Source organism: Enterobacter cloacae complex sp. SHL022 (assembly GCF_049237785.1).
Lineage (GTDB): Bacteria > Pseudomonadota > Gammaproteobacteria > Enterobacterales > Enterobacteriaceae > Enterobacter > Enterobacter hormaechei_C.
In genome coordinates this window covers 323,636-345,393 of record NZ_JBMKJH010000001.1, presented here as the reverse complement: position 1 = coordinate 345,393, position 21,758 = coordinate 323,636, and the positions used below count along the sequence as shown (strand labels likewise).

General features: G+C 53.3%; 23 protein-coding genes. 15 read left to right on the top strand and 8 right to left on the bottom strand.

Translation table 11 applies throughout. The features are described 5' to 3' along the window. Positions 1–46 precede the first annotated feature (46 nt). Positions 47–1,168 carry a branched-chain amino acid ABC transporter substrate-binding protein gene (locus tag ACOTZD_RS01665; protein WP_003859669.1) on the bottom strand — a complete coding sequence of 374 codons (1,122 nt, stop codon included), beginning with the start codon at positions 1,166–1,168 and terminating at the stop codon, positions 47–49. A 411-nt stretch (positions 1,169–1,579) separates the two neighbouring features. Between ACOTZD_RS01665 and ACOTZD_RS01660 the strand changes: the two genes are divergently transcribed. Continuing rightward, the gene (locus ACOTZD_RS01660; protein ID WP_003859671.1) at positions 1,580–2,248 is read left to right on the top strand and encodes a YecA family protein; all 669 of its coding nucleotides are present in this window, start codon (positions 1,580–1,582) and stop codon (positions 2,246–2,248) included. Positions 2,249–2,564: 316 nt separating this feature from the next. On the opposite strand, the gene tyrP is transcribed toward ACOTZD_RS01660, so the two are convergent. Further along, on the bottom strand, positions 2,565–3,776 hold the full coding sequence (gene tyrP, locus ACOTZD_RS01655; RefSeq protein ID WP_032628311.1) for a tyrosine transporter TyrP: 1,212 nt from the start codon (positions 3,774–3,776) through the stop codon (positions 2,565–2,567). 191 nt (positions 3,777–3,967) lie between these two features. On the opposite strand from tyrP, the gene ACOTZD_RS01650 reads away from it, so the two are divergent. Then, the gene (locus ACOTZD_RS01650) at positions 3,968–4,204 is read left to right on the top strand and encodes a YecH family metal-binding protein (RefSeq protein ID WP_003859673.1); all 237 of its coding nucleotides are present in this window, start codon (positions 3,968–3,970) and stop codon (positions 4,202–4,204) included. 36 nt (positions 4,205–4,240) lie between these two features. On the opposite strand, the gene ftnA is transcribed toward ACOTZD_RS01650, so the two are convergent. Together ftnA and yecR are read right to left on the bottom strand one after the other, a co-directional pair. Then, complete coding sequence (ftnA, locus tag ACOTZD_RS01645; RefSeq protein ID WP_003859676.1) at positions 4,241–4,738, bottom strand: non-heme ferritin; 498 nt, start codon at positions 4,736–4,738, stop codon at positions 4,241–4,243. Between the two features lie 200 nt (positions 4,739–4,938). Beyond that, the gene (yecR, locus tag ACOTZD_RS01640; protein WP_174401968.1) at positions 4,939–5,277 is read right to left on the bottom strand and encodes a YecR family lipoprotein; all 339 of its coding nucleotides are present in this window, start codon (positions 5,275–5,277) and stop codon (positions 4,939–4,941) included. 245 nt (positions 5,278–5,522) lie between these two features. Here yecR and ACOTZD_RS01635 point away from each other — a divergent pair, with 245 nt between their 5' ends. Next, a complete protein-coding gene (locus tag ACOTZD_RS01635; RefSeq protein ID WP_003859680.1) occupies positions 5,523–6,161 on the top strand; it encodes an RpiB/LacA/LacB family sugar-phosphate isomerase in 639 nt (212 codons plus the stop codon). 43 nt (positions 6,162–6,204) lie between these two features. On the opposite strand, the gene ACOTZD_RS01630 is transcribed toward ACOTZD_RS01635, so the two are convergent. Next, positions 6,205–7,623: an MFS transporter gene (locus ACOTZD_RS01630; RefSeq protein WP_003859681.1), complete on the bottom strand. Its 1,419-nt coding sequence runs from the start codon at positions 7,621–7,623 to the stop codon at positions 6,205–6,207. Positions 7,624–7,837: 214 nt separating this feature from the next. Here ACOTZD_RS01630 and azuC point away from each other — a divergent pair, with 214 nt between their 5' ends. After that, positions 7,838–7,921, top strand: coding sequence for a stress response protein AzuC (gene azuC / locus ACOTZD_RS01625; RefSeq protein ID WP_003859682.1), 84 nt, complete (start codon positions 7,838–7,840; stop codon positions 7,919–7,921). A 105-nt stretch (positions 7,922–8,026) separates the two neighbouring features. Continuing rightward, positions 8,027–8,278 carry a DUF2766 family protein gene (locus tag ACOTZD_RS01620; RefSeq protein ID WP_003859683.1) on the top strand — a complete coding sequence of 84 codons (252 nt, stop codon included), beginning with the start codon at positions 8,027–8,029 and terminating at the stop codon, positions 8,276–8,278. 80 nt (positions 8,279–8,358) lie between these two features. On the opposite strand, the gene ACOTZD_RS01615 is transcribed toward ACOTZD_RS01620, so the two are convergent. Together ACOTZD_RS01615 and ACOTZD_RS01610 are read right to left on the bottom strand one after the other, a co-directional pair. Further along, positions 8,359–9,702: an anaerobic C4-dicarboxylate transporter gene (locus tag ACOTZD_RS01615; RefSeq protein ID WP_003859684.1), complete on the bottom strand. Its 1,344-nt coding sequence runs from the start codon at positions 9,700–9,702 to the stop codon at positions 8,359–8,361. 141 nt (positions 9,703–9,843) lie between these two features. Beyond that, on the bottom strand, positions 9,844–10,347 hold the full coding sequence (locus ACOTZD_RS01610; protein ID WP_003859685.1) for a non-heme ferritin-like protein: 504 nt from the start codon (positions 10,345–10,347) through the stop codon (positions 9,844–9,846). A gap of 502 nt (positions 10,348–10,849) precedes the next feature. Here ACOTZD_RS01610 and ACOTZD_RS01605 point away from each other — a divergent pair. The 6 genes from ACOTZD_RS01605 (at position 10,850) to otsA (ending at position 17,650) form a co-directional block, all read left to right on the top strand. Next, complete coding sequence (locus ACOTZD_RS01605; protein ID WP_058662937.1) at positions 10,850–11,407, top strand: DJ-1/PfpI family protein; 558 nt, start codon at positions 10,850–10,852, stop codon at positions 11,405–11,407. Positions 11,408–11,723: 316 nt separating this feature from the next. After that, the gene (gene araF / locus ACOTZD_RS01600; RefSeq protein WP_003859687.1) at positions 11,724–12,713 is read left to right on the top strand and encodes an arabinose ABC transporter substrate-binding protein AraF; all 990 of its coding nucleotides are present in this window, start codon (positions 11,724–11,726) and stop codon (positions 12,711–12,713) included. Between the two features lie 71 nt (positions 12,714–12,784). Then, complete coding sequence (araG, locus tag ACOTZD_RS01595) at positions 12,785–14,299, top strand: L-arabinose ABC transporter ATP-binding protein AraG (protein WP_003859688.1); 1,515 nt, start codon at positions 12,785–12,787, stop codon at positions 14,297–14,299. Positions 14,300–14,313: 14 nt separating this feature from the next. Then, entirely contained in the window at positions 14,314–15,294 is a 981-nt protein-coding gene (araH, locus tag ACOTZD_RS01590; protein ID WP_003859689.1) for an arabinose ABC transporter permease AraH, read from the top strand. A gap of 153 nt (positions 15,295–15,447) precedes the next feature. After that, positions 15,448–16,251 carry a trehalose-phosphatase gene (otsB, locus tag ACOTZD_RS01585; RefSeq protein ID WP_023314361.1) on the top strand — a complete coding sequence of 268 codons (804 nt, stop codon included), beginning with the start codon at positions 15,448–15,450 and terminating at the stop codon, positions 16,249–16,251. Next, positions 16,226–17,650 carry an alpha,alpha-trehalose-phosphate synthase gene (gene otsA / locus ACOTZD_RS01580; RefSeq protein WP_003859691.1) on the top strand — a complete coding sequence of 475 codons (1,425 nt, stop codon included), beginning with the start codon at positions 16,226–16,228 and terminating at the stop codon, positions 17,648–17,650. The genes otsB and otsA overlap by 26 nt, the downstream gene beginning before the upstream one ends. Positions 17,651–17,665: 15 nt before the next feature. Here otsA and uspC read toward each other — a convergent pair whose 3' ends face one another. Further along, on the bottom strand, positions 17,666–18,094 hold the full coding sequence (gene uspC, locus ACOTZD_RS01575) for a universal stress protein UspC (protein WP_003859692.1): 429 nt from the start codon (positions 18,092–18,094) through the stop codon (positions 17,666–17,668). Positions 18,095–18,888: 794 nt separating this feature from the next. Here uspC and flhD point away from each other — a divergent pair. From flhD to motB, 4 genes are all read left to right on the top strand, one after another. Next, positions 18,889–19,239: a flagellar transcriptional regulator FlhD gene (flhD, locus tag ACOTZD_RS01570; protein ID WP_003859693.1), complete on the top strand. Its 351-nt coding sequence runs from the start codon at positions 18,889–18,891 to the stop codon at positions 19,237–19,239. A gap of 2 nt (positions 19,240–19,241) precedes the next feature. After that, on the top strand, positions 19,242–19,820 hold the full coding sequence (flhC, locus tag ACOTZD_RS01565) for a flagellar transcriptional regulator FlhC (RefSeq protein WP_003859695.1): 579 nt from the start codon (positions 19,242–19,244) through the stop codon (positions 19,818–19,820). A gap of 123 nt (positions 19,821–19,943) precedes the next feature. Then, entirely contained in the window at positions 19,944–20,831 is an 888-nt protein-coding gene (gene motA, locus ACOTZD_RS01560) for a flagellar motor stator protein MotA (protein ID WP_003859696.1), read from the top strand. Next, on the top strand, positions 20,828–21,757 hold the full coding sequence (gene motB, locus ACOTZD_RS01555; RefSeq protein ID WP_045337563.1) for a flagellar motor protein MotB: 930 nt from the start codon (positions 20,828–20,830) through the stop codon (positions 21,755–21,757). The genes motA and motB overlap by 4 nt, the downstream gene beginning before the upstream one ends. The last annotated feature ends 1 nt before the right edge of the window (position 21,758 follow it).

The window sequence follows — 21,758 nt, the reverse complement described above, 5'->3', positions numbered from 1 at the left end:
TTACGCCGACAGTCAGACCTGCCGGCGCTGAGCAGATTCCGTCCCGTTATGGCACTTCTTTATATTTGCCTTTGTCATCCCACTGGTAGACCACGTAGTCAGAGACTTTGAGGTCACCTTTGCTGTCCCAGGCTTTTTTACCCATCACCGTGTCGACAGGGTTGGCCTTCAGCCACTCGCTGGCTTTTGCGGAATCCGTCCCTTTCGTGGCCTTGAATGCCGCCGCGATAGCCTGCACAGACGCGTAGGCGTAGAGGGTGTACCCTTCAGGTTCAAATTTACCGGTGCGGAATTTCTCGATGACGGCTTTTCCGTCCGGGATCAGGCGCGGATCTTTACCGAAGGTCATGTAAATACCGTTGGTGTACTGTGCCCCACCGGCGGCGGTGACCATCTCTTCATTGACGATACAGTCTCCCGAGAAGAACTTCGCCTGCACGCCCTGTTCACGCATCTGGCGAACCAGCGGGCCCGCTTCCGGGTGACAGCCCCCGAAGAACACCACGTCCGGTTTTTGTGCGCCGATTTTGGTCACCAGCGCGTTAAAGTCTTTCTCCCCGCGGGACAACCCTTCGTACATCACCTCCTTAACGCCGCGTTTCGCCAGCGCCGCTTTAGTGGCATCCGCCAGCCCCTGACCGTAGGTGTCTTTATCGTGGATGATGACCACCCGTTTGGCTTTCAGCTTATCAAGAATAAAATCGCTGGCGACCTGGCCCTGCTGGTCGTCACGTCCGCACATGCGAAATATGTCGCTCATGCCACGTTCGGTAATCAGTGGGTTCGTTGAGCCGGGAGTGATGGAGAGGATCCCGGCATCGCTATAGACCTCGGAGGCGGGCATGGTCGACGAAGAGCAGAAGTGGCCGACGACCGCTTTCACCTTATCCTGATCGACTAAGCGGTTGGCAACGGCGACGGCCTGTTTGGGCTCGCAGGCGTCGTCGCCCTGAACCAGTTTGATTTTCTCACCGTTGATCCCGCCGGCGGCGTTAATGTCTTCCGCCGCCTGCGTAGCGCCATGCCAGTATTGATCGCCGTAGGTTGCGTTCGGGCCTGTGAACGGCCCGGCCACGCCGATGACGATATCGGCCTGCGCGGAAAAGGCCGTCACCAGACAACCGGCCAGCACCAGGGAGAGGGGAGTTTTGGTAAATTTCAGCGACATTATTATGTTCCTTAGCAAAGAGGTTTTTGCACCAGGTATAAACCCGAACGCCTGATGGCATCGTAAATCCAAAAACAAGAGCGAGAACAAAATGCACTTTAGAAGCAATCTCATGCTTAATACGGCGAGGATCCCACGCACCGCGAAGCGCGCAGAACATTAAGCAAAAAGGTTGCCAGAATGGTTAATCCCTTGACCCGGTCACAACACGTTGAGTATAGAGCGCCGTTTTATGCGCCTTTGCGGGATGATATGATTTTACAGCGGAGATCACATCTCCTTAACAACAAAGCCCATAAGTTGTGCAACGGTCACGATTTGCACGTTTTTGCAGCAATAAAGACCTAAACTTCAGATAGGCACGCGCGGCGATATATGTCAGGATCGTTTTTTTTATCAGGAGTATCAGCAATGGCTGAAGGCCCATTAAATGAAAGCGAGATGGCGTGGCTGGAAGAGACATTAATCTCTTACGGTCACGACGATGCATCCGTGATTGACGTGTCCGAACTGGACGGCATGCTTACCGCAGTACTTTCCGGTCCCGTTGTGGTGGAGCCCGACACCTGGCTGGTGGCGGTCTGGGGTGGTGAGAAATATATTCCTCGCTGGAAAAACGATCGTGAGATGAACCGTTTTATCGATCTCTGCTTTAAGCACATGAACGATATTGCCGAGCGTTTGAGCGAATACCCGGATCAGTTTGAACCGCTGTTTGGCTATAACGACGTTGACGGTCAGAGCTATACCGTGGTGGAAGAGTGGTGCTATGGCTACATGCGCGGCGTGGCGCTGACGGACTGGTCATCCCTGCCGGAAGCGCTGGAAGCGGACCTGGCGGTGATTGCCCTGCACGGGACGGAAGAGAACAGCGAGAAGCTGGATGCGCTGACCGAAGAGGAGTATATGGCCAGCATCGAGAGCATTCAGCCTGCGGCGCTGCGCTTGTATAACTACTGGGTGGCTAACCCGCAGCAGCCGGAAGCGAAAAAGCCGATCGTGAACGGGTCGAAGGTGGGGCGTAACGACCCGTGCCCGTGCGGGAGTGGGAAGAAGTTTAAAAGCTGCTGCCTGCATTAAATCATTAATTACTGTGGCCTGAATGGGGCACGGGTGTTGAGTCCCCGCTAAAATCGGCGAACCGGAGACCAGATGACAAGGGCTGGACGCCATGGATGGCGGCCAGAGGCGAATCGAGACAGGATGTCGAGTTGAGCCGACCGCAGGCAGATGGTCGGGAGGTGAGCGCAGTGCGAAGCACCGATTTTCCGCGGGGCCGCGGGGATTGATAAGGGGGCCGCGGCGGCCCCCTTATCCCGTTCACATGCTGTGAAAAAATTATATTCTGTTGATCTTAAGGTGAACGGAACAGTACCTCAGGACCTGTATAAATAAGTTATCCCACTTCCGGCAGCATCCCCGCTGCAATCAAAATCTGCACCAGAATAATCGCCACGCCGCACCCAAACACCACGCACAGCATTGGCGTACCGCCCGCCACGCGATACCCCTGCTGCGGATGTTGCTGGCGGCTCTTCCACGCCAGCAGGGAAGGCAGCAGCAGGGCCAGTACCGATAACGCCACGCCGGCATACCCCAGCGCCATCACAAACCCGCGCGGGTAAAAGAGCGCGAAGGCCAGCGGCGGCAGGAAGGTCATCGCCCCCGTCTGTAAGCGTCCCGCAACGGTATTGCGCCGCTGGAACAGATCCGCCATATAGTCAAACAGGCCAAGCGCCACGCCGAGGAAGGAAGTTGCCAGCGCCAGGTCTGCAAACAGATGTACCGCCAGCTCCACGTGTGAAGAGGCCACCACGTTACGCAGGGCAACCAGGAATCCATTCAGACCAGAATGCTCTGCCATCAGGCCGATAAAAGTATTGGAATCAATACTGCCCAGGGTTACCAGCTGCCAGAACAGGTAAGCAATCAACGGAATGGCGCTGCCGATAACAAAGACGCGGCGTAGCTTGCGAATATCACCGTTCATATAGCTCACGATGCTCGGTACGCTGCCGTGAAAACCGAAGGAGGTGAAAATAACCGGGATGGCCGAAAGCGCCAGACCTTTCTCCAGCGGGAGGGAGAGCAGGTTAATCTTGTGAACATGCGGTGCCAGCAGCACCAGCATCACAACAAGGAAAAGAATTTTGGCGCTGAACAAAAAACGGTTAAACAGATCGACCAGCGATGTGCCCGCACAAACCACGCCGCCACCAATCAGCGTAAAGACAATGGCGCCTGTTTCCGGTGAAAGTGACGCACCGAAGCCGTCATTGATACTTGACGCAATCAACTCTCCGGCGCCGCTGATGTAAGCGGCAGTCAGGGCGTACATCAGGAACATCATGCTGAAACCGGTGATCCACTGCCCGTAGCGTCCAAGATAGCGTGCAGCCAGGGAGCCTAAGCCAGTATCGGCAGGGACATGCTGATAAACCTCCAGCAATAATAGCGCGGTGTAACACATCAGGGCCCACAGACCGCCCAGCAGCACTACGGTAACCCCAAACCCGACGCCAGCGGCAGCCAACGGCATGGCCAACATTCCTGCGCCAATTGTCGTTCCGGCGACGATAAAAATACTTCCCAGAGTTCTGTTCTTCACGCTTTCCTCTACAACGCTTCCATACCGCGACTCATTCTGCGGCGCAGAGTAAGGGAAAAGCCCCGTCTCGTCAAATCACCGTTACATAGGATGTAAAAATTAATTTACAAAAAGAAAAGGGTAACCTGAGCCAGCGCAAAGCGTGCCGTGGAGGGAGCGTTTAGTCTGCTTTTTATTTACGAGAGGTAACCATGTCAATTCACGGACACGACGTGCTGAATATGATGATTGAGTCAGGTGAGCGGTATACGGAGGAGAGTCTGGTTGAGGCGATACATGCCCGCTTTGGCGAAGCGGCGCGTTTCCATACCTGTTCAGCTTCAGAGATGACGGCCGCGGAGCTGGTGGCGTTTCTGGCGGCGCGCGGAAAATTCATTCCGGCAGCAGACGGATTTTCCACTCACGAAAGTAAAATTTGCCGTCATTAAATAAAACGGTGCTGAAAACTCAGCACCGCTTTTCTGTTAATTCTGCGTGTCGAGCGTCGACAGCTCTTTATCAATGAAGTACAGACCTTCCCCGGATTTACCTGCCAGAGATAATTTATCCAGCACGGATTTAAACAGCTTCTCTTCTTCGTGCTGTTCAGCCACATACCACTGAAGGAAATTAAAGGTTGGATAATCCTGGCTGGTCATGGCGGCATGAGCCAGTTCATTAATTTTCTGAGTGATCAGCTGTTCGTGCTCATAGGTGGCGCGGAACAGTTCATCAAGAGAGCCGTATTCGGCAAAAGGGGATGCCACGTTATCAATACGCGGCAGGCTGCCGGTGTCCGTCAGGTAATCAAACAGACGCTGCATGTGCGTCATCTCTTCCTGGGCATGACGACGCAGGAAGGCGGCCGCTCCTTCAAAGCTGTGATAGCTGCACCAGGCGCTCATCTGCTGATAAAGCAGGGAAGAAAACAGCTCAAGGTTCATTTGCGCATTGAGCTTGTCGATCATTTCAGTTTTTAACATGGTGCAGCTCCGGTTTATTAATTCTGGTTCACGATGAGCGACACTATAATTTGTTATTTAATTATTTGCAAAAAGTAAAATAAATATTTCTTTATTAAAAATACGAATGGGAATAAAACGCATTGCCGCTATTTATATTTATTAATGAGAATTGTTTTAGTTCTTATTAAATAAACTGCCAGCGTGACTGGCAGTAGCGGTTAATACCACGGATTCTGGCTGGAAGAGGTAACAGCATATCCCTGACATTTATACTGAATGGTCACACTTTCGTTCAGACAGAGTGAACCGCTGATCAGGGTGCAGGTTTTAATTGGCTGCCCGTAGGCTGACGCGGTGGCGTAGCCCATATGTTGACAGGCTTTGGTTGCCGTACCGTTATTAACATACTCATCAGACCAGGCGTTTTGCAGCATGGCCTGGCCATAGCCGAGGCGCACAATTCCGTTTGGGGCATCCGTACTGCTGATTTCTGCCTTACGGTTGATGCTGCACCCGGCGAGCAACAGGATCGTTCCGGCTATGATTACACGTTTCATGGTTCACTCTGCGTGACGGGAAATACGCCATTGTAACCAACGCGATGTGACGCAATGGCCGGAATAGCCGGAGGATCTGCCCTCTCACTGTGCAACGAGCCGGGCCACCGCGCGAAATTGTGAGCGCATCTTTGTTTTTTAAAACAAGTTTTCACTTAATTTGAAAGTGTGTTTGTTTGATAGTAAGGTTAAGTGGAAAAAGTATCCACAGCGGGATCGCCCGCCATGCATTCAGGAGAGACAAGATGAAAATTGCACTGATGATGGAAAACAGCCAGGCCGCTAAAAATCCCATCATCCTTAATGAGCTGAAAGCCGTTGCTGATGAGAAAGGTTTCCCGGTCTATAACGTCGGTATGAGTGATGAGAACGATCATCATCTTACTTATATTCACCTGGGCATCATGGCGAGCATTCTGCTTAACGCTAAAGCTGTCGATTTTGTTGTCACCGGCTGCGGTACCGGGCAGGGCGCGTTGATGTCCCTGAACATCCATCCGGGTGTGATTTGCGGTTACTGCATCGATCCTGCGGATGCCTTCCTGTTTGCGCAAATCAACAACGGTAACGCGCTTTCTCTGCCTTTTGCGAAGGGCTTCGGCTGGGGGGCAGAACTGAACGTACGCTTTATCTTTGAGAAAGCGTTTACCGGACGCAATGGCGAAGGTTATCCACCAGAGCGTAAAGAGCCGCAGGTGCGTAACGCCGGGATCCTGAACCAGGTGAAAGCGGCGGTGGTGAAAGAAAACTATCTGGATACCCTGCGAGCAATCGATCCTGAGCTGGTTAAAACCGCCGTCTCAGGCCAGCGCTTCCAGCAGTGCTTCTTCGAGAACTGCCAGGACAAAGAGATCGAAGCCTTCGTGCGCGGTATTGTTGGCTGATTCCGTTTTGCCGGGCGGTGCGTTGCCTGCCCGGCAGATAGCGTTACTTTTTCGATGAGACCGCGCTGCCTGCATCTTTGGTCAGACGCAGCGTGTCAACCATTCCCACCAGGCAGATTAGTGCGATCGCCACAAATGCCAGCCGGAAGCTCATTCCCGGCATGCCGGCAATCCCCATCGCCTCACTGACTTTTTCCCCGATACGAATACCAATCGCCCCGAGCGTGATCCCAAGCCCCACGGCAAGCTGCGTTGCGGTTGAAAACAGAGTATTGGCATAGCTCATCTGCACCGATGGCACATCCGCAAAAGCCAGCGTACTGATGGCTGTAAACTGAATCGAACGGAAAACGCCGCCCAGATAGAGGATCAGCATGACGAGCCACGCGGGCGTCTGCGGCGTCAGAAACGCGCAGGCCAGCAACGCCAGGACATTCAACGCACCGTTAATCAGCAACAGCCGCTTAAACCCCAGGCTGCGGATAAGCGGCGTCGTCGCCGGTTTAATGGTGAGATTGCCAACGAAAACCGCCAGCACCAGCAGGCCCGAATGGAATGCGTCCATGCCAAAGCCGACCTGGAACATCAGCGGTAACAGGAACGGAACCGCGCTGATGGAGGCGCGAAACAGCGATCCGCCATACAGGGTGACGCGAAACGTCGGCACCTGCATCGCATCGAGTCTGATCATCGGCCAGGTTGTCCGCTTAAAGTGACGCAGTGCCAGACTTAACGCGACGATACCGACGATAAACAGCGTGGCGGTTAATCCTGTTCGCAGAGGCTCTGCGCCCATCAACTCCATCGCATAAACCAGGCTCACCATGGCAAGGGTGGTGACAACAAAACCCGGTAAATCAAACGGTCGGCGCGTATCTTCATGCAGGTCTGGAATGATGCGCAGTGCCAGCAAAATGGCGATTATCCCCAGCGGCACGTTAATAAAGAAGATCCAGCGCCAGTCGGCATAGCTGGTAATGAACCCACCCAGCGGCGGGCCGATGATCGGCGCGACCAGCGCAGGCCACGTCAGGGTGGCGATTGCCGTGATGAGCTGATGTTTTGGCGTGGTGCGTAGCACGGCCAGGCGACCCACGGGCACCATCAGCGCGCCACCCATGCCCTGAAGGACGCGCATCGCGACGAACTGATCGAGCGTGGTGGACAGGCCGCAAAATACCGAGGCCAGCGTGAAGATTGCCAGCGCGAGGGCAAACACTTTTCGCGCGCCGAAGCGGTCGGCGATCCAGCCGCTGGCGGGGATCAGCACGGCCAGGGTGATCAGGTAGGCGCTGATGCCGATATTCAGATCCACGGCCTGTACACCGAAGCTTTTTGCCATGTCCGGCAGCGCGGTGGCAATCACCGTCCCGTCCAGAAACTCCATAAAGAAAGCACCGGCCACCAGCAGCGCCGCAGGCGATAATCCACGGCTCTCTTTGCCGGATACGTTTTCACTCATTCTCTTCCTGCCCGCTCAAAAAATTTTATAAACATTTACTGGAATTTATAAGACTGTAACGTGCAGATTTATCATGGCTTTTTTTAACAAACCAGCAGCACTGAGGGTTTAATAACCGTGATGCAGGTCACAAAATGGTTGATTTTTGTGATGGTGGTCATATTATAAGCGTATTGATAATAACACCTGCATAACACGTTACTGGAGCAACATAATGAAACTGCGCAAAATCCTGAAAAGCATGTGGGCAAACTACTGCACAACGTTTAAAGACGTCCCACCGGGTGCGATGTTCTGATAAAAAAACCTGCTTCGGCAGGTTTTTTATGTCTGCGGACGACGAGAGGGAGATGGAAGGGCGTCTGTTTTGCTACTATGGCGGCCTTTGAATAAGGAGAACCCCATGTCACAAAACCTGAGCGCCGATCAGGAACTGGTATCTGACGTCGTCGCCTGCCAGCTGGTTATCAAACAAATCCTTGATGTGATTGACGTTATCGCGCCGGTTGAGGTACGCGAAAAGATGTCGACCCAACTGAAAAACATCGATTTCACCAACCATCCTGCTGCGGCGGACCCGGTTACGCTCCGCGCGATCCAGAAAGCGATTGCGCTGATTGAACTCCGCTTCACACCGCAGGGTGAGTCACACTAAAATAAACCGATGTTTTAAAATTAGAAACCCTTTTCTGCTTTTACGTCGAAGGGCGACAAAGCCTGTCGCCCGCAGAAGGATCAGAAGAACGTCTGCACCAGCAGATAGCTCACCACGCAGGCACAGCTGACGCCAATCAGCCCCGGCAGAATAAAGCTGTGGTTGATGATGAATTTACCGATGCGGGTGGTACCGGAGCGATCGAATCCGATACAGGCCAGATCGCTCGGATAGGTCGGCAGCACAAAGTAGCCGTAGGATGCCGGGAAGAAGGCCACCAGCATTTTCGGATCGATGCCCAGCATCAACCCCATCGGGGCGACCGCGGTCAAGGCCGCAGCCTGGCTGTTGACCAGTTTTGATACCAGGAACAGCACGATGGCATACGTCCAGGGATGACTCTTCACCACCCCCTCCAGCGCCATTTTCAACTCGTCGAGATGCGCCTGAAAAAAGGTATCGCTCATCCACGCCACACCAAACACCGAGAAAATCGCGACCATCCCCGCCTTAAATACCGCCCCGTTTGAAATGGCCGACGCATTCACCTTGCAGGTCATCAGCATGATGGCCCCGGCGATCAGCATCATCATTTGAATGACAAGGTTCATCGACAGGGCTGTCATTTTCCCTTTGATCTCAAACGCCGGACGCAGCTCGGGCAGCGCACCCAGCAGGACCACAACGGCAATCCCGGCGAAGAAGATCCACGTTGACCAGTAGGCCTGTTTCGGGAAACGCTGATCCATCAACGTCTCCGTTCCTCCATAGATAAACTCCCGCTGTTTCGGATCTTTCAGCTTTTCCTGAAATTCAGTATCGTCTGCGAGGTTTTTCCCCCGGCGCAGGCTCCACAGTGCCGCAATGGCGACGCCAGACAGTGAGGCCGGTACGGAAACGGCGAGGATTTCGAGGATCCCCCACGCGTGACCGATGCCGTGCTGCGCACCCAGAATCGAGACCAGCGAAACGACGGCCACGGAAACGGGGGAGGCGGTGATCGCCATCTGAGAGGCCACCGAGGCCACCGCCATCGGCCGTTCCGGGCGAATGCCTTTTTTCAGGGCGATATCCGCGATAATGGGAAACATGGTGTAGACGACGTGACCGGTCCCGCAGAGGAAGGTCAACATCCAGGTGGTAAACGGTGCGAGAAGGGTGATGTGTTGGGGATGTTTACGCAGCAGGCGCTCTGCAAACTGCATCATTACATTCAGGCCACCGGCGGTCTGTAGCGTGGCCGCACAGCCGATGACGGCGAGGATTGTGAGCATCACGTCAACGGGCGGTTTACCGGGTTGCAGACCAAAGACAAAACTTAAAATAAACAGGCCGATACCGCTTATCAGCCCCAGGCCCATCCCGCCGAAGCGGGTGCCTATCAGCAGGCAGAGGATAATGACAATAAACTCAATGGTGATCATGATGCTCCCTCGTCAATGAATGTAATTAAACAAATCATTACACGATGTGTGGTTATTCATTGGGAGCAAGATCTGATTTGTTAAATGTCAGCAAAAGCAGGGAGTTGGTACCCACCCCCTGACGGGAGCGGGTGAAGGGACTTAGTGGTGTTGCACGGTAGCTATGTCGAGAAGATGGCGGTCCGTCTGCTCCAGACAAATCCCCGCACGTTTCGCGTTGCGGATTTCATCTGCGAGCGTCTTCAGCAGCATGCCATCCTGCTGCTGCTCTCTGTCCATATCGCGTAAAAACGTGAGGGTAATGATGTCCTGTTGCGCTTTGGCTTCATCAGCCAGTTTGCTCAGCTTCGCACAGCGTTGCTCATACTCTTCGAGCGTTTTCTGGAACAGTTCTTCCAGAGAAGTGTAATTATCTTCAATCGTTTCAAGCTCTTTGACGGTAGGGTTTGCCCCGACAGCTTTCAAAAAGTTAAAGACACGCATCATGTGCGTGACGTTACTTTGCGCCTGAGTACGAAAGAAGGTGGCAGTGCCGTTGAGGCTTTTTCTGGAACACCACGCGCTCAAATGCAGATGCAGATTTGAAGCATAAAACTCCAGGTTCATCTGGGCATTCAGTTTTTGCATCATCGTTTGGGTAGTCATTCTCATATCCTTATTGACTGTGGGACTTGATGTCCGCTACTTAACCTGACCCGGCAGGTATTGACGATTGAATGGCGGAAATAGATTTCTGCAAGGTAAAAACTCGAAAATTCACTTCCTGTGTTCGATTTAAATAAGCATACGCTTCTCTTCGACTTAAGAAAACTCTTAATTGGGCTGTGTTTACCATAGATTACAAATTTAAATATAGCCCAGAATAGAAAGAAGGTTACGAGATTGGTAATTATATAACATGTTGATTTAAAAGGGTGTAAAAACAATTTTGCTCATTTTTATCGTTTCAGGAAACGTTCTTTGGCGGGAAATTCTGTAAAAGTGATAAATCAGAAATAATATTTGCAAATATATCCTGTCGTATCAAGTTTGAGCTAAATCAATTTTCACTCAATATACGGTTCTGTGATCGCGGCGCAAGATTGTGATCTGATAACGCGAGAAAATGAAACGATGTTTTACATTGTTTCATTATTTGAGGTTTATGATGGCTAACGTTGCGGTGCTGCTGGCACCTGGTTTTGAAGAAGCAGAAGCGATTATAACTATTGATATTCTGCGGCGTTTACAGATTGAGGTGGAGACGCTGGCCTGCGCGGAGTCCCGTGCGGTAGTGAGTTACCATAATATCCCCATGGTGGCTGACAGTACGTTAACGGAGCGCATTAATAGGCTGTATGACGCGGTCGTGTTGCCCGGTGGGCCGCAGGGGAGCGTCAATCTTGCTGCTAACCAGGAGGTGATCCGCTTTGTTTCCGCGCATGACGAGCACGGCAAACTTATCTGCCCGATCTGCTCTGCGGCCGCGCGGGTGCTGGGCGGTAACGGGCTACTGAAGGGGCGCCGCTACGTCTGTTCCGGCGATCTGTGGCAGAGCGTTGATGATGGAGTATATGTAGATGCGCCGGTCGTGGAGGATAATAACCTCATCAGCGGCAAGGGGCTGGGGCACGCTTTTGACTTTGCGCTGACGCTCTCTGCTCGTTTGTTGGGTGCCGACGCCCCCGTGCGCGATCATGCTGAACACATCTATTACCGCTGGTAAATTTTCTGCCGGACGCTAAGGCGTCCGGCTTACAGGGATTTCTTAGCTGACCTTATGGATAATCCTGCTTAACTCCTTTCCATTTGTAGGACAATTACGTCCTTTTTTATGTCATTTTTCGCTGAATTTATGTACGCAATTACTGTAATTCTGCGGTGTGATGTCGCTCTCTTATGGATGATTAATTTCCCGCTAAAACTATCTCCAGCAATAACGCTTATAACAAGGTAAGCGCTAATGCCTTGTTTTAAGTCTGATTAAATAAGTTGTTCGCCATTATTCCCTACAGATAAGAATGCTTAAGCTGGAGTTTACCATGCACAAATTTACTAAAGCGCTGGCGGCCATCGGCCTGGCTGCCGTTATGTCACAATCCGCTATCGCTGAAAATTTAAAGCTCGGTTTTCTGGTTAAACAGCCTGAAGAACCGTGGTTCCAGACCGAATGGAAATTTGCTGATAAAGCCGGAAAAGATTTGGGATTTGAGGTAATTAAAATCGCCGTACCTGACGGTGAGAAAACGTTGAACGCCATTGATAGCCTGGCGGCCAGCGGTGCGAAAGGTTTCGTTATCTGTACGCCGGATCCAAAACTGGGGTCAGCGATTGCCGCGAAAGCGCGCGGTTACGACATGAAAGTGATTGCGGTGGACGATCAGTTCGTGAATGCCAAAGGCAAACCGATGGATACCGTTCCGCTGGTAATGATGGCGGCCACTAAAATCGGTGAGCGTCAGGGCCAGGAGCTCTATAAAGAGATGCAAAAACGCGGTTGGGATGTCAAAGAGACTGCCGTGATGGCGATTACCGCAGACGAGCTGGACACCGCCCGTCGTCGTACCACCGGGTCCATGGACGCCCTGAAAGCGGCTGGCTTCCCGGAAAAACAGATCTACAAAGTCCCGACCAAATCCAACGATATTCCGGGCGCCTTTGATGCGGCAAACTCCATGCTCGTCCAGCATCCGGAAGTGAAGCACTGGCTGGTGGTGGGGATGAACGACAACACCGTACTGGGCGGCGTGCGTGCAACGGAAGGCCAGGGCTTTAAAGCACCGGACGTGATCGGGATCGGCATTAACGGCGTTGACGCCGTGAGCGAACTGTCTAAAGCGCAGGCGACCGGCTTCTATGGCTCACTGCTGCCAAGCCCGGATGTCCACGGCTATAAATCCAGCGAAATGCTCTACAACTGGGTGACCAAAGGGGCTGAACCGCCGAAATTCACTGAAGTGACCGATGTGGTGCTGATCACCCGCGATAACTTCAAAGAGGAGCTGGCGAAAAAAGGACTGGGCGGTAAGTAATACGCTGTGATTGCGCCCCTCCCTCACCGTGAGGGGCCAGACGTACACACTACAGGAATCACGGAGTCGTTATGCAACAGTCTGATCCGTATCTCTCTTTCCGCGGCATCGGTAAAACGTTCCCCGGTGTAAACGCGCTGACCGATATCAGCTTCGACTGCTATGCCGGCCAGGTTCACGCCCTGATGGGGGAGAATGGCGCGGGAAAATCCACGCTGCTAAAAATTCTCAGCGGCAACTACACGCCCACCACCGGCACGCTGGCTATTCGCGGCGAAGAGGTGGCCTTTGCCGACACCACGGCAGCGTTAAATGCGGGCGTCGCCATCATCTATCAGGAGCTGCATCTCATTCCTGAAATGACCGTGGCGGAGAACATCTATCTGGGCCAGCTTCCGCATAAAAGCGGCGTGGTCAACCGCTCGCTGCTCAATTATGAAGCGGGCTTGCAGCTCAAGCACCTTGGGCTGGATGTCGATCCGCAAACGCCCCTTAAGTATCTCTCCATCGGCCAGTGGCAGATGGTGGAAATTGCCAAAGCGCTGGCGCGTAACGCCAAAATTATCGCCTTCGATGAGCCAACCAGCTCGCTCTCGGCGCGTGAAATAGAAAATCTCTTTCGCGTGATCCGCGAGCTGCGCAAAGAAGGCCGCATCATTCTGTACGTTTCTCACCGTATGGAAGAGATTTTTGCCTTAAGCGATGCCATCACCGTGTTTAAAGATGGACGCTACGTGCGCACCTTCACCGATATGCAGCAGGTTAATCACGATCAGCTGGTGCAGGCGATGGTCGGACGCGATCTGGGTGACATTTACCACTGGAAACCGCGCGAGTATGGCCCGGAGCGTCTGCGTCTGGATAACGTCAAAGCCCCAGGCGTGCGCACGCCCATTTCACTCTCGGTGCGCAGCGGCGAAATCGTCGGGCTGTTTGGCCTTGTGGGGGCAGGGCGCAGCGAGCTGATGAAAGGGCTGTTTGGCGGGACGCGCATAACCCAGGGCCAGGTTTTCGTCGACGGGAAAAAGGTCGATATTCAGAAGCCTGCGCAGGCGATTAACGCGGGGATTATGCTCTGCCCGGAGGATCGAAAGGCAGAGGGCATTATTCCGGTGCACTCGGTGCGCGACAACATCAACATCTCTGCCCGGCGCAAGTTTATCCGCGCGGGATGTCTGATTAACGACGGCTGGGAGGCGAGCAACGCGGATCACCATATCCGTTCGCTGAACATTAAAACCCCCGGCGCTGAACAGCTGATCATGAACCTGTCCGGCGGTAACCAGCAAAAAGCCATTCTGGGGCGCTGGCTATCGGAAGATATGAAGGTCATTTTGCTGGATGAACCAACGCGCGGTATTGACGTGGGGGCGAAACACGAAATCTATAACGTCATCTATGAACTGGCAAAACGTGGTGTGGCGGTCCTGTTCGCCTCCAGCGATCTGCCCGAGGTGCTGGGCGTCGCCGACCGCATTGTAGTGATGCGTGAAGGCGAAATTGCCGGTGAATTGCTGCATGAACAGGCGAATGAACAACAGGCGTTGAGTCTCGCCATGCCTAAAGTTAGCCAGGCTGTCGCCTGAGTAAGGAGTCAATGATGTCCTCTGTTACTACATCCGGAGCGCCGAAGTCGGCTTTCAGTTTTGGCCGCATCTGGGACCAGTACGGCATGCTGGTGGTCTTTGCTGCCCTCTTCGTCGCCTGCGCGATTTTTGTGCCGAACTTCGCCACGTTCATCAATATGAAGGGGCTGGGGCTGGCTATCTCCATGTCCGGCATGGTGGCCTGCGGAATGCTGTTCTGCCTGGCCTCCGGTGATTTTGACCTGTCGGTCGCCTCGGTGATTGCCTGTGCAGGCGTCACCACTGCCGTGGTGATCAACATGACCGAAAGCCTGTGGATCGGCGTGCTGGCCGGGCTGCTGCTCGGCGTGTTGAGCGGCCTGGTGAACGGGTTTGTCATTGCGCGCCTGAAGATTAACGCCCTGATTACGACGCTGGCGACCATGCAAATCGTGCGCGGTCTGGCCTATATCATCTCCGACGGCAAAGCGGTCGGGATCGAAGACGAGCGTTTCTTCACTCTGGGCTATGCCAACTGGCTGGGGCTGCCTGCGCCAATCTGGCTGACGGTAGGCTGTTTGATCCTGTTCGGTTTCCTGCTCAACCGCACCACCTTTGGCCGAAATACCCTGGCGATTGGCGGCAATGAAGAGGCGGCGCGTCTGGCGGGTGTCCCGGTCGTACGGACCAAGATCATTATCTTCGTGCTTTCCGGGCTGGTATCGGCGGCGGCGGGGATTATTCTGGCGTCGCGCATGACCAGCGGCCAGCCTATGACCTCCATTGGTTATGAGCTGATCGTCATCTCAGCCTGCGTTTTGGGGGGCGTTTCCCTCAAGGGCGGCATCGGAAAAATCTCATATGTGGTGGCGGGGATCCTGATTCTGGGGACCGTAGAGAACGCCATGAACCTGCTCAATATTTCTCCGTTCTCTCAGTACGTCGTACGCGGCCTGATCCTGCTGGCAGCGGTGATCTTCGACCGTTACAAGCAAAAAGCGAAGCGTACCGTCTGATTTATTTTTAGCCACTAACCTGCTCAACTATTAACCATAGTTGACCCCCTGACCGGCCCGCCAGTTTTGTTGACGGGCCGGTTGCTAAATGGCGAGCACCGTCACACTGTCTATACTTACATGGCTGTTTTGTTCACTGTAAGGAGGATTAGGGTGGCTGACTTGTTAACCGCACCGCCTGTACTGCCCGGAAAATTTGCTTTCTTTTTTGACCTCGACGGGACGCTCGCCGGGATTGAACCGCATCCGGATGACGTTGTTGTACCGGACACGGTGTTAGAGAATTTGCAGCAGCTCTCCCGACAGAACGAGGGGGCACTGGCATTGATTTCAGGGCGCTCAATGGCCGAGCTGGACGTGCTCGCCAGTCCTTATCACTTTCCGCTGGCCGGTGTGCACGGAGCGGAGCGCCGCGATATCCATGATCAACTGCATATAGTTTCACTCCCCGACACGCTGATTCAGGCGCTGCATGCGCAACTCTCTTCGGCTCTGGAAATGCTTCCCGGTACGGAACTGGAAGCCAAAGGCATGGCTTTTGCGCTGCACTACCGTCAGGCGCCCCATCATGAGGCGGCGATATTTTCGATAGCAAGAAGCGTGGCCGAAGCCCATCCGGAGCTGGCGTTACAGCCGGGTAAATGTGTGGTCGAGATTAAACCGGCAGGAATTAACAAAGGCGCTGCCATTGCAGCGTTTATGGCGGAAGCGCCGTTCAAAGGGCGTACGCCAGTCTTTTTTGGGGATGACCTGACCGACGAGGCCGGGTTCAGGGTGGTAAACCAGGCCCAGGGCATGTCTGTCAAGGTTGGATCTGGTGAAACCATTGCCGGATGGCGGCTGGAAAATGTCGCCAGCGTCTGGCAGTGGATATCTGACGTCGCTAACCAGCAACAACAACAAATAGCGCAAAACAACGGGAGAAATCATTATGGGTCGCTTAGTCGTCGTCTCTAATCGCATCGCACCGCCGGATGATAAAAAAGCCAGTGCCGGTGGCCTGGCGGTCGGGGTATTAGGTGCCCTCAAAGCCGCGGGTGGTCTCTGGTTTGGCTGGAGCGGGGAAATCAGTAATGAAGAAAAACCGCTAAAAAAGGTGTCACGGGGCAATATCACGTGGGCCTCCTTCGCCCTTAGCGAGAAGGACTATGATGAATATTATTCCGAGTTCTCAAACGCCGTGCTGTGGCCAGCGTTTCACTATCGTCTGGATCTGGTGAAATTCCAGCGTGAATCCTATGAAGGCTACATGCGCGTCAACGCGCTGCTGGCAGATAAACTACTGCCGCTGATCGAAGAAGACGATATTTTATGGATCCACGATTATCATCTGCTGCCCTTCGCCAGGGAGTTGCGGAAACGGGGTGTGAATAACCGAATCGGTTTCTTCCTGCATATTCCGTTCCCGACCCCGGAGATCTTTACGGCGCTGCCGCAGCACGAGGAGATCCTGGAGGCGCTGTCAGATTACGACCTGCTCGGTTTCCAGACGGAAAATGACAGGCTGGCCTTCCTCGACAGCGTGTCGGGCAAAACCCGGCTGGTCACTCACGGCGGTAAATCTCATACTGCGTGGGGACGAAATTTCCATACCGAAGTCTACCCAATCGGTATTGAGCCAGACGAAATTGCCGAGCAGGCCTCCGGTCCGCTGCCGCCGAAGCTTGCCCAGCTCAAGGACGAACTCAAGCACGTTAAGAATATCTTTTCGGTTGAACGACTGGATTATTCCAAAGGGTTGCCGGAGCGATTCCTCGCCTATGAAACCCTGCTGGATAAATTCCCGCAGCATCATGGCAAGATCCGCTACACCCAGATAGCGCCGACCTCGCGCGGTGAGGTTCAGGCCTACCAGGATATTCGTCACCAGCTTGAGACCGAAGCAGGGCGCATCAACGGGCGCTATGGCCAGCTCGGCTGGACTCCACTTTTCTATCTGAATCAGCATTTTGAGCGCAAAATCCTGATGAAAGTGTTCCGCTATGCGGACGTCGGGCTGGTCACGCCGCTGCGCGACGGGATGAATCTGGTGGCAAAAGAGTATGTAGCAGCACAAGATCCTGCTGACCCGGGCGTGCTGGTGCTGTCCCAATTTGCCGGTGCGGCAAACGAGTTAACCTCAGCGCTGATTGTGAACCCTTACGATCGCGATGACGTGGCAAATGCCCTGAATCGCGCGTTAACCATGCCGCTTGCGGAACGCATTTCACGTCATTCGGAAATGATGGAGACCATCGTTAAGAATGATATCAACCGCTGGCAGGCGCGTTTTATTGACGATTTGCGCGCGATCCAGCCGCAAAGTCAGGAAGGTGATCTGCAAAAAAAGATCGCGACCTTCCCTAAACTCGCCTGATTTCCTTCGGGGGCATTAATTGCCCCCGAGAGGCACCAGCAGGACATCCACCTGGCTTGACGAAACGATGGATTTTGCCGAGCATGCCGCCCGGGAAAAAAAGCTCTGGTTATGATTTCCGCAAATGACCAGGTCAATATTCTGTTTCCGACAAATGTCGAGAATATGTTCACTTAATTCCCCGGTGGCAATCACCGTCTGATGGACAGGATAGTTTGCCCGCTCAACCAGCTCGCGCAGAAATTGCTGCGTTTCTTCCTGAAGAACCTCACGAATATCTTCCAGCATAGGCGCTGCCAGTTGGTTATACATTTCGGGTTCAGCTGCCAGGGTGATCAGACTTATGCGGGCGTTGTTCGGGCGGGCAATGGAAACGGCACGGGCGACGAGTTGATGACTTTCTGGAGAAACCGCAACAGAAACAAGAAGATGGGAGTAACTCATCACACACTCCTTTTATGTCAGAATGACACGTTTCTCAAGCTTTACCGCGAATCTGCCGCTTCTGCAAGAGGTACATGCGACAATAGTGTGAACCTTATCATAATTATTCATTAATTATTCTTATAAGAAGAATAACGAAATGGCGGCGCTAAATGAAAGTAATTAACAACTTAACGTAAATCACACATTTAGCCTTCCGTGCTGTTAAATCGCGTTAACCGATCGTCAACGCAAGCGTGATGCTGACCCCTGGAAGCTCCTGTCTCGAATTGAAAGCTTAACCTGCTGTTTTTACTTAATTAACTCTGGCTGTTCCCTGACGTTCGCGCCCGTTCAGACGCGGAAGGGCAGCGCTTCTCCGACATAGCAATTTTCATACCCGATCCACTCATCACTCTGCATGAGTATTCGTTCCATAAGAATATAACCAAGCTTCGGTTGCTCAATAAATAGTCAAATTACAAGTCACGCTGATGGATTTATGGGTTACATTCGCGTAAATTATGTGACGAAGATCACATTTTTTTAAATTCCAGGGGGGCTGCATTGTATGTGTCAAAACTGACGAGTAGAGTTTGCGTCGAATTAGGAAAAATCTTAGTTATTTGTAAGAAAAGATAAAATGTGTAACCGACATTTTGGCCATGTTAACCGGTCACGCGCTTTACGACGTACAAACCTAAATTCAACTATGCATTTGGCCTTTTCTTTTTATACCGGGTGATTTCCCGGCGACATCACGGGGTGCGGTCTTTCCGCATAAAAATAATAGTTGGTTATTCGGGATGGGAAAAATGCATACATCCGAGTTGCTAAAACATATTTATGACATCAATTTGTCGTATTTATTGCTCGCGCAGCGTTTGATTAGTCAGGACAAACCGTCAGCGATGTTTCGTCTGGGTGTTAACGAAGAGATGGCAACCATGCTGGGTGGATTAACCCTCCCGCAAATGGTCAAGCTGGCTGAAACCAATCAACTTGTCTGCCAGTTCCGTTTTGATAACCCGCAGACCATTACGCGTCTGACTCAGGAATCTCGCGTGGACGATCTGCAACAAATCCACACCGGTATTCTTCTCTCCACCCGCCTGCTCAACGAAATCAGCCAGCCTGATGACGTAGCCCGGAAGAAAAGGGCTTAACAATGAGCGAAAAAAGCATTGTTCAGGAAGCCCGTGATATCCAGCTGGCAATGGAACTCATCACGCTGGGCGCGCGTTTACAAATGCTGGAAAGCGAGACGCAGTTGAGCCGTGGTCGTCTGATCAAGCTGTACAAAGAACTGCGTGGTAGCCCGCCGCCAAAAGGCATGCTGCCGTTTTCCACTGACTGGTTCATGACCTGGGAGCAGAACATTCATGCTTCCATGTTCTGTAATGCCTGGCAGTACCTACTTAAAACGGGGTTATGCAGCGGCGTTGATGCCGTGATCAAAGCCTACAAACTTTACCTTGAGCAATGCCCGCAGCAGGAAGAGGGACCTCTGCTGGCGCTGACCCGCGCCTGGACGCTGGTGCGTTTTGTTGAAAGCGGCATGCTTGAATTGTCGCGCTGCAACTGCTGTGACGGCAATTTTATTACCCACGCGCATCAGCCTGCGGGCAGCTTCGCCTGTAGTTTGTGCCAGCCTCCATCCCGAGCCGTAAAAAGACGTAAACTTTCCCGGGATGCTGCCGATATTATTCCACAACTGCTGGATGAACAGATCGAACACGCTGTTTAACCCGAACCTGTGGGCAAGATTCCAGCAGCGGTAAGCGATTACCGCTGCTTTTTTTTACCCTGCGTTCAGGTCTCGCGCTCGAAATGAACGTCCTGCCATAGTCACTAGCGGAAGGATGATGTCGTGCTTATCTTATTAGGTTACCTGGTAGTTCTCGGTACAGTTTTCGGCGGTTACATGATGACCGGCGGGCACCTTGGAGCACTCTATCAACCGGCTGAACTTGTCATCATCGGCGGTGCAGGGGTAGGGGCTTTTATCGTTGGTAACAACGGTAAATCGATCAAGGGCACGCTGAAGGCGATTCCGCTGCTGTTTCGTCGCTCGAAATACACCAAAAGCATGTATATGGATCTGCTGGCGCTGCTCTATCGCCTGATGGCGAAGTCACGTCAGCAGGGGATGTTCTCGCTGGAGCGGGACATCGAAAACCCGAAAGAGAGCGAAATTTTCGCCAGCTACCCGCGTATTCTGGCCGACGCGATGATGCTCGATTTTATCGTCGATTACCTGCGCCTGATCATCAGCGGCAACATGAACACCTTCGAAATTGAAGCCCTGATGGACGAAGAGATTGAAACCCATGAGAGCGAATCCGAAGTGCCGGCCAACAGCCTGGCGCTGGTGGGCGACTCGCTTCCGGCGTTTGGCATCGTGGCGGCGGTAATGGGCGTGGTACATGCCCTGGCCTCGGCGGATCGCCCGGCGGCTGAACTGGGCGCGCTGATTGCCCACGCGATGGTGGGGACGTTCCTCGGTATTTTACTGGCCTACGGCTTTATCTCCCCGCTGGCGAGCGTGCTGCGCCAGAAGAGCGCCGAAACCACCAAAATGATGCAGTGCGTGAAAATTACGCTGCTCTCAAACCTCAATGGTTATGCCCCGCCGATCGCCGTCGAATTTGGTCGTAAGACGCTCTACTCCAGCGAACGTCCGTCGTTTATCGAACTGGAAGAGCACGTGCGCGCGGTGAAAAACCCCAACCAACAGACGACAACTGAGGACGCATGAAAAACCAGTCCCATCCGATCGTCATCGTAAAAAAGCGCAAGCATAAGGCGCACGGGCACGGTTCTCACGGCTCCTGGAAGATCGCGTACGCCGACTTTATGACCGCCATGATGGCGTTCTTCCTGGTGATGTGGCTGATCTCCATCTCCAGCCCGAAAGAGCTTATCCAGATTGCGGAATATTTCAGGACGCCGCTGGCGACGGCGGTCACCGGCGGGCCGCGCATTTCGAACAGCGACAGCCCGATCCCCGGCGGCGGTGACGATTACACCCAGCAGCAGGGCGAAGTGAAAAAACAGCCTAACATCGACGAGCTGAAAAAACGGATGGAGCAGGCGCGCCTGAAAAAACTGCGCGGTGACCTGGATCAGCTGATTGAAGCGGACCCTAAGCTGCGCGCACTGCGTCCGCATCTGAAAATTGACCTGGTACAGGAAGGGCTGCGTATTCAGATCATCGACAGCCAGAACCGGCCGATGTTTAAAACCGGCAGCGCCGATGTCGAGCCCTACATGCGCGATATTCTGCGTGCGATTGCACCGGTACTGAACGGTATTCCTAACCGCATTAGCCTGTCCGGACACACGGATGATTTCCCGTACGCCACGGGAGAGAAAGGATACAGCAACTGGGAGCTTTCTGCCGATCGCGCCAACGCCTCGCGTCGCGAGCTGGTGGCGGGTGGGCTTGATGATGGCAAGGTCCTGCGCGTGGTCGGCATGGCTGCAACCATGCGCCTTACCGACCGCGGACCGGATGACGCCATCAACCGTCGTATCAGTCTTTTAGTGCTGAACCAGCAGGCGGAGCAGGCCATCCTGCATGAAAACGCCGAAAGTCAGAATGAGTCACTGGACGATTTAAAACAGCCTGGGGCCGTCCCTTCGGCTGCCGTTCCAACATCGCCACCAGCCAATCCGAGGTGAT